7 protein-coding genes are annotated in these 7,402 nt (G+C 66.9%); 3 read left to right on the forward strand and 4 right to left on the reverse strand.

The features are described 5' to 3' along the window. Positions 1-50 precede the first annotated feature (50 nt). Positions 51-677: a TetR/AcrR family transcriptional regulator gene (locus tag QSK32_RS41370; RefSeq protein ID WP_285475051.1), complete on the reverse strand. Its 627-nt coding sequence runs from the start codon at positions 675-677 to the stop codon at positions 51-53. Between the two features lie 89 nt (positions 678-766). Here QSK32_RS41370 and QSK32_RS41375 point away from each other — a divergent pair, with 89 nt between their 5' ends. Continuing rightward, positions 767-1,792, forward strand: coding sequence for an ABC transporter permease (locus QSK32_RS41375; RefSeq protein WP_045743958.1), 1,026 nt, complete (start codon positions 767-769; stop codon positions 1,790-1,792). Between the two features lie 39 nt (positions 1,793-1,831). On the opposite strand, the gene QSK32_RS41380 is transcribed toward QSK32_RS41375, so the two are convergent. The 3 genes from QSK32_RS41380 to QSK32_RS41390 all read right to left on the reverse strand — a co-directional run bounded on the left by QSK32_RS41380 (position 1,832) and on the right by QSK32_RS41390 (position 5,532). After that, positions 1,832-2,248, reverse strand: a complete 417-nt coding sequence (locus QSK32_RS41380; RefSeq protein ID WP_285475052.1) for a hypothetical protein — start codon at positions 2,246-2,248, stop codon at positions 1,832-1,834. Between the two features lie 204 nt (positions 2,249-2,452). Continuing rightward, positions 2,453-3,553, reverse strand: coding sequence for an LPXTG cell wall anchor domain-containing protein (locus QSK32_RS41385; RefSeq protein ID WP_285475053.1), 1,101 nt, complete (start codon positions 3,551-3,553; stop codon positions 2,453-2,455). A gap of 581 nt (positions 3,554-4,134) precedes the next feature. Beyond that, a complete protein-coding gene (locus QSK32_RS41390) occupies positions 4,135-5,532 on the reverse strand; it encodes an IS1380 family transposase (protein ID WP_285475054.1) in 1,398 nt (465 codons plus the stop codon). 835 nt (positions 5,533-6,367) lie between these two features. Between QSK32_RS41390 and QSK32_RS41395 the strand changes: the two genes are divergently transcribed. Together QSK32_RS41395 and QSK32_RS41400 are read left to right on the forward strand one after the other, a co-directional pair. Then, a complete protein-coding gene (locus QSK32_RS41395; RefSeq protein ID WP_157411169.1) occupies positions 6,368-6,616 on the forward strand; it encodes a hypothetical protein in 249 nt (82 codons plus the stop codon). A 91-nt stretch (positions 6,617-6,707) separates the two neighbouring features. Further along, positions 6,708-7,145, forward strand: coding sequence for a hypothetical protein (locus tag QSK32_RS41400; protein ID WP_157411170.1), 438 nt, complete (start codon positions 6,708-6,710; stop codon positions 7,143-7,145). Positions 7,146-7,402 lie beyond the last annotated feature (257 nt).

Below are 7,402 nucleotides of genomic sequence, written 5' to 3' on the forward strand. Positions count from 1 at the left end.
TGGGACGCGGCCGGCACCGTGTCCCGGCGTCCGGTGGCGTGGCGGTGCCGTCATGTGGCGTCAGCAGCGGAGGCGGAGGCCAGCAGACCGCGTACGCCGGACAGGTAGGCCTCGGTGCTGGTGCCGTCGACCAGCAGGCGCTGCAGGATGAAGCCCTGCACCAGGCTCAGCATGGCCCCGCCCGCGTGTTCCGGCACGAGATCCGCGGGGGTGTGGCCGGCCGCCTGCCAGCGCCGGATCACCTCCGCGAAGTTGCCCCGCAGCTGCTGGTACACCGTGTTCGCCTGGGCCGCGAGCGCCGGGCTGCGCAGGGCCTCGGCCCACACCTGGACGCCGATGCGGGTGAGGTCGGCACCGTCGGCCCGATGGTTGACGATGCGTTTGTCGATCGTCTCGATGAGCGCGGTCAGCGCCTGCTCGGGAGATGGCGTGGCGCCGTCGGCGAGCAGCGCCTGGAACGTCTCGTTCGCCGCTGACAGCGCGGATTCCGCCGATGCCGCGATCAGCTCCTCCTTGCTGCTGAAGTAGCGGTAGACCGCCCCGGCCGACAGCCCGCACTCGGTGATGATGTCGGCCATCGAGGTGCTGTGGAACCCGTTGACGGCGAACAGGCGGGTGGCGGCGACCAGGATCTCGGTGCGGCGGTCGGCCCGGTATTGCTCAGAGACGCGAGGCATGATCCGACGCTAAAGCGAACGATCGTTCTTGACAAGCAGGCCCGGTGCGCGCATTCTAAAAACGAACGATCGTTCCCTAAGGAGATGTGATGACCGAAACCGATCCGACGCCCTGGCCGAAGGTGTTCGGGGCCGCGGCCCTCCTGACGGTGATCATCAGCGTGCTGCTCACCGCGTTCGCCTGGCCGTCGGTGCGCTCGTCGGTGCACGACGTGCCGATCGCCGTCGCCGGCCCGGCCGCCGCGGTCGAGCAGGTCACCTCCGCGCTGGAGGCGAAGATGCCGGACGCCTTCGAGGTCACCGTCGTCGCCGACACCGCCGCCGCCGAACAACTGATCCTCGACCGGGAGGTCTACGGGGCGATCGACCTCAGCACCGGCGCCCCGCAGATCCTGACCGCCTCCGCGGCCAGCGCCTCGGTCGCACAGACCCTGCAGGGCGTGGGCACCGCCCTCAGCCAGGCGGCCGCACCGGACGCCGGCACCACCGTCACGGTTCGCGACCTGGCCGCCCTGCCTGCCGACGACCCGCGCGGCGCCGGACTCGCCGCCGCCGCCCTGCCCCTGGTCATGAGCGGCATGCTCACCGCGGTCCTGATGACCCGGCTGGTACGCGGCACCGGCCGCCGCATCGTCGGAGCGCTGGCCTTCGCCGTCGCCGGCGGCCTGGCCATCACGGCCATCCTGCAGTTCTGGTTCGGCTCGCTGGACGGCTCCTACCTGACCAACGTCGGCGCCATCAGCCTCACCGTCGCCGCCACGTCGTTCACCCTGCTCGGCCTGGAGTCCCTGCTCGGCTACCCGGGCCTGGGCCTCGGCGCCGTGATCATGATGCTGATCGGTAACCCGCTCTCCGGCAGCGCGACCGCCCCGGAGATGCTGCCCGGCTGGTCCGGGGCCCTCGGCCAGCTGCTTCCCCCGGGTGCCGGCGGTCAGCTGCTGCGTTCCGTCGCCTTCTTCGACGGCCACGGCAGCGCCCACGCGATCATCGTGCTGGCAGCCTGGCTCGCCGTCGGCCTGGCGCTTTGCGTCGCCGGCGGAGTCCGCAGCCGCCGCACCGCGGCCGCCATCACCGCCGAAGCGCCGAAGGAGACCGCGGTTCCCCTGGCGGTCTGAGAAGGCAGAGATTCTCCGTCCTTCAGAGCGTGGGGTGTATCAACTGCTGTGCTGAACGTCGCACGTGACAACGATGATGTCTCCGTTGTCCCTGATGCAGGCGATGACGGTCACGATGACGTTCTCGGGGATATCGAAGTCCCAGGTGTGGGAGGTACCCGCGCCGCCACCCCAGTACAGATCGGTCTGCTCGTACTCCCGGCCGTTCACGTCGGTGTAGAACCAGTCCCCATGGACGCCGGCGCCGTCCGCCGCCTGGTCGAAAAGGGTGATCTTGTCACCGTAGGCAGTGAATCGCGTTACCGCGGCCTGGCTCGTGTATCCGCCCCGGGCGTTGCTGTAGGCGGTTACATTCGACTGCGCCTGAGCGGGCGTCGCTCCCAGAGCGGTGGCGAGGCCGATCGCGGTGACGGTCGCCGTCACACCGCCGATTGCCCGCTTGATGTTTGTATGCACGTGGTCGTCCCCTCAATGTTGCCATCGGCGAACTGGCCATTCAGAACACTGAACGGCTGTGATCGAGACCGTAGATCATGAGAACGCCCGGAAGTGGCCCCGATTCCTCGATGTGCGGAGACACCGAAAAGCCCGGAATCCGTTGCGGTGCAACGGATTCCGGGCTTACCGGTCAGAGGCGCGGGCGGCCAGAGGTGCGGGCTGTCAGAAAGTGCGGCGCCGCCGGGTAGCCAGGAGCGCACCGGTGCCGGCGGCGACGAGAAGCGCGCCGACGGCCATCAGCGGGGCGGTGGCACTGCCGGTGATCGGCAGACCGCCACCGGTCCCGGTCGCGGACGGGCTGACGCTGGGACTGGCCGAAACCGAACGCGACGGCGACGGTGACGCCGATGCCGACCGGGAAGCCGACGGCGACACCGACACCGACGTCGACGGGGCGGGCGCCTTGGCGAAATGGATCAGCGTGCTCGCGGAGACCGTGTAGTCCTGGCTGTACGAGTAACTCCGGAACCCCAGCGTGACGGCGCTCTCCGGATAGTCCTTCGGGTCGGCGCTGGTGCGGAACTCGTACTCGAAGGACAGCTCGCTGTTCGGCTCCAAGGTCTTGCCGGTCTCACACAGCAGCGAACCCGGGTCGGCCGAACACTCGACCTCCGGAAGGTTCACGATCCGGCCGCCCTCGAACCAGTCACCGAACGACGTGATCAGGTGGAAGTTCTTCAGCGGCTGGCCGGCGCCGTGGCGGGCCTTCACCGTGGCGCGGAACGGCTGTCCGGGAACGATCGGATCGGCCGGACCGGTCACCGTGAGGGACTCGGCGGCCCGGTCGACGACAGTGGTGACGAGCTGCGCCGTGTTGTCGGCCGGGTTCGTCTCCTCGCTGTCGGAGGAGACCACCACCGTGGTGGTGAGCGTGGTCCCGGCCGGCACCGACGCGGCGACCCGCCCGCCGAGCCCCCACGACCGGTTGCCCGGATCCGGCACCTCCGGGTCGGGGATGCAGACGACGACCCGGCCACCCGCCTCACCCGAACACGGGCCGGATCCGCCGCCCTCACCCTCGTAGCCCACACCCTCGGGCAGTGTGACGGTCAGCTTGACGCCGGTCGGGGGCGGCGGCCCGGGAACGGTCGTGCCGATCTCGATGCCGAGAATCTCCCCGGCGACCACTTCGGCCGGTCCCGAGACGGCGGTGCGCATGTCAACGGTCTCGGGTGGCGCGGCCGCGGCCGGCGCGGCGATCAGAACAACGGCAGCCGCAGCGAGCAGGGCAAAGGACCGTTCGTGGCGGAACCGTGACGTCATGTGCGGGAGTATGGCACGCTCCCGCAACCCGCTGTTACCGAAGCCGTTGGACCCTCTTCACGGTCCAGACATAGATCACCACCATGCATCCCCGATCAACCCCGTCCTGGGGTACGCGTGAAAGCCCGCTGATCAGAGAACCCGCCGACGTTGGCTGGTGACCGGGGCCGCAGCCCCGCCCACGACGAGCAAAACACCCGCGGCCACCATCGAGGCGGTGGCACTGCCGGTGATCGGCAGACCCCCGGCTGTTCGTCTTCGCCGGTTCCGTCGCCGTTGTCCTCGACGGATGCGGCAGCGACGGCCGACGTGGCGGTGGGAGCAGGAACGCGACGCACGCCACCAGACGTGTCGAAGGCCGGTCGAAGCGGGGGCATGACGTCGTGGCCGGGAGTGTTGATGTCCGCGCTACCGTGTCGGGCGTTCGTGCTCCTTAGCCTCGGTCTTTCATTTAGACGCCGATTCATAGCCGCCGTTCGATGAATTCGATGCGTCTTCTTGCTGCGGTTTTGTGGGCATGGTGAGGGCCCGGCGCGTGGCCGGGTTCCTCCGTGTTGCTGGTCGCAGCGCGGGCTGCAGGGTCAGCCGGTGGGTTGCGGCAGTGCGGTGAGGCGGTTGAAGGCGCTGTTCAGGGCGTCGGTCCATGGCCAGCCTGCGTCGATGGCGAGGCGTGTTCGGCGGGCGGTGCGGGTGATCCGGGCGGCGACGTGCAGCAGCCGGTAGCGCAGTTTCTTGGGTTCGGCGGTGGCCAGGTCGCCGTCCAGCAGCAGGGTTTGGGTCCAGGCGAGTAGGTCGATGCCGGTCAGGGCGAGTTGCAGCCAGGCCTGGTTGATGGCGAAGACCCGGGACGGGAACCGGCCGAAGCCGGTGTTCTTGCCGGTGCGGATGCGGTCTTCGACGCGGGCGTGGGCCCGGTGCCGGGCTTCCAAGTGCTGGATGCCGCCGTGGCCAGGCGGGGTGTCGGTGGCGACGACCTGGTGACGCCATCCTTCGATGGTGTCGAACAGCGACAGTTGAGCGCCGGGGTGCGGGCGTTCGCGGCGGACTAGGAACCGGGTGCCTTCTGGCCAGCCGGCCGCCTCGAACAGGCCGGTGATCTCGCAGACTTCGGCGTGTTCACGCAGTTCGCCACTCGTGTCGACGGCGGGGACCCAGCCGGTCGCCGCCTGGATCGCGGCCCGGACCGGCTCGGTGATCGCAGCGCCGACACTGAACCGGATGTCGAGGTGGCGTTCCCGCCAGGACCGGATGTGGGCGAGGAAACCGTGGCTGGAACCGGCGGAATCACTGCGGAGCAGGATCGGGGTGCCGTGCCGGTGGGCGTCGGGGATCTGAGCGAGGGCCTGATCGAGCACGGTGATGTGGTCGGCGGTGGTGTTCGAACCGGCCCGGCCCTCGCGTAACAGGCCGGCCAGGGCCTCTCCGGTGTTGTCCAGGAAGCACAACAACGGGTGATATCCGAACGTCTTCTTCCAGGTCCGGGTCGCCGACTCCTTCTCGGAATGACAGATCACGATCGTCGCGTCGATGTCCAGAACCAAACCGTCGATCTGCCGCCCGGCTGCGGTGACCTGCGGGAAGTCGCCGCGGGTGTCGGCGTGCTGGGCCCAGGCGATCTCGCGGGCCCGGGCTCGGGCGGCACGCAGTTCGGCCAGGACCGTGGCGTCGAGCTGTGCCAGTAACCGCCACGCCGTCGGATCGGACGCGACCGTCCCGAACAGTGCGGGCTGGTGACGCAGCACGGCAAGGTCAGCGATGGCCTCGCCGCCGTCAGCGAGGGTCACGGCGAGGTCGACGGCGATCCGGCCGGGATCGTGCCCGCCCCGGCGTTGCCGGAACCCGGCCAAAGCTTGACTGAATGCGCTGGTCAGGCCGGTCGTGTCAGCAAGGTCGGCGAGAAGCCGGGCGCCGGCGTGACCGACCACGCCCCGCCCGTCCCCGGTCACGCTGATCTTCGGACGTGTTCGGGTAGTCTTCACCCAGCAAGTGCCTTCCGTGACGGGTTAACAGGACTCTCGACAAGCCCTATTTTCCCTGACCAGAGGGCACTTCTCTATTTCCGGCCCAGTCCTTGGACACCCTTAACGAAGGGCCGAGGTTAGGCGGCCGGATCAGTTCTTCATTTCAGGAGAAGTAATGTTCTTTCTTTTGAATTATGGCGAGGATTCAAAGTGGGTGAATGATGCGGATGAAGCCATGAAGGTGGTAATGGAATTTTGTGGGACGACGTCGGCCATGAGATGACCGTGTCGACCTATTCGGACGGCGCCGCAAGGGATCCGAGAGGTTTGATGTCCGACTGTCTGTCTGCGTCGGGAGGGATGTCGGAATGGTGAGCCCGCCGGTGCGATCCGAACCCCAGGCGGCCATGACGATCCTGGCGACGACCATGTGTGCCAAGGTCCTGTGGGAGCGACCGGCGCATGTGTCGCCTTCCGGGGGTCGCGCGGGTGTGGTGCGGTTGGCTGGCGGTGGCTGGAGGCGTTAGGTGATCACCGGCTCGCGCTCCGGCTGGCTCCTCTCGGGAGCGGCCCGACCGCGTAGCGTGAGATCACTCTTTACATTAATGATCTTGCTTGTATAGATTCCTCGATCGACTGGCTGTTACGGGGATGCGCGGGGGATCGATGATGGCTGCTGTCCGGGGACGGTCTCGCTGCGTTTGGCGGGGCTCTGCGCTGCGGGGCTGATAGGTGCAGGAGTGCAGGTCGTGGGCCTTCCTGCGCCTGCCGTGGCGGCGCGCCGGTGGCGTGTGTCCGGGAGCAGGCGGACGAGGCGGCTGCACAGCGGATGGCCGCGGTGTGCGGTCGTGCCGTGGAGATCCTGTCGGAGCGGACCGAGTACTCGCAGGTGTTCGCCAATGCCGACGGGTCGCGGACGCTCGAGCAGAGTGTCGAGCCGCAGCGGGCACGTGAGGGCACCTCATGGGTGCCGGTGGACACGACGTTGAAACGTACATCGGCGGGTGTGGTGCCGAAGGCGGCCGTTCTGCCGATGGTTGGTCCGGACCCGGAACGCGGCTGGGCCCGAATGTTGCCATTCGGGCCCAGCCGCACGAAGTAAATAATCAAAACCTCAATTTTGGCGAGCGCATCTGATAAAGATGCGGATGCTATGGAGAAATATTTCGATGAGTCGAGCCGCGGTGTGGCATGTGGAGGGAATTGAGACGCCTGATTCCCCCGATGGTGTTGTAACTGGCAGAGTGTGGTTGACACTGAAAGGCGTCGAATTTCCTTTCGAGGCATGGTCCGACTTTCCGGCTTCGGTGATAAGTTCCGCAGTGAACGCTTACTCTTCAATCGTTTCCGGCGACTCGGAAGCCTTTTCGTATGTGTTCGACGGACCGTATTTTCTCTATTATCAGTACGAGGCGACAGGTGATCCGTTGATGTACATTGAGGCAAATTGTGATCGAGATGAGAACGAGGTGCAGTCTGTGGTGGTTGGCGCCGTTCGGTTGGATGAGTGGCGCACCGCGCTCCTGCATGCTGTTGCATTGATTCAGGCCGAAATTGCGGGAAAGCCGCATATGGGCGAACTGGAGAAGATTTTTGACCGGCACTTCATGCTGCTGAACCAGCCTGCATGAATTTACCCAGCGGAAATCGCGTCAGGTGCTGGCGAAGCGCCGGATCAAGGCCATGATCGCCCGTAACGGCATCGATTCCTCGACCCGGCTCAGTCGGTATCGCTACGTCATCGAACCCCAGGGTCATTGAATAGTCGGGTAACTGCTGGTCACGGCGATGATCAGGTTGTGTGATTGGCGGTTGGCCTGGCGGGTAGGTCGGGCGATATTGGTCGCTCCGTTCGCGCGGTGCCAGCCGATCGCGGTGTTACGCAGGG

Source organism: Actinoplanes sp. NBRC 101535 (assembly GCF_030269225.1).
Taxonomy (GTDB): domain Bacteria; phylum Actinomycetota; class Actinomycetes; order Mycobacteriales; family Micromonosporaceae; genus Actinoplanes; species Actinoplanes rectilineatus.

Bases quoted from the DNA above. Each gene is read 5' to 3' on its own strand.
- QSK32_RS41370 (WP_285475051.1), bottom strand. From the start codon at position 677: ATGCCTCGCGTCTCTGAGCAATACCGGGCCGACCGCCGCACCGAGATC.
- QSK32_RS41385 (WP_285475053.1), bottom strand. From the start codon at position 3,553: ATGACGTCACGGTTCCGCCACGAACGGTCCTTTGCCCTGCTCGCTGCG.
- QSK32_RS41375 (WP_045743958.1), top strand. From the start codon at position 767: ATGACCGAAACCGATCCGACGCCCTGGCCGAAGGTGTTCGGGGCCGCG.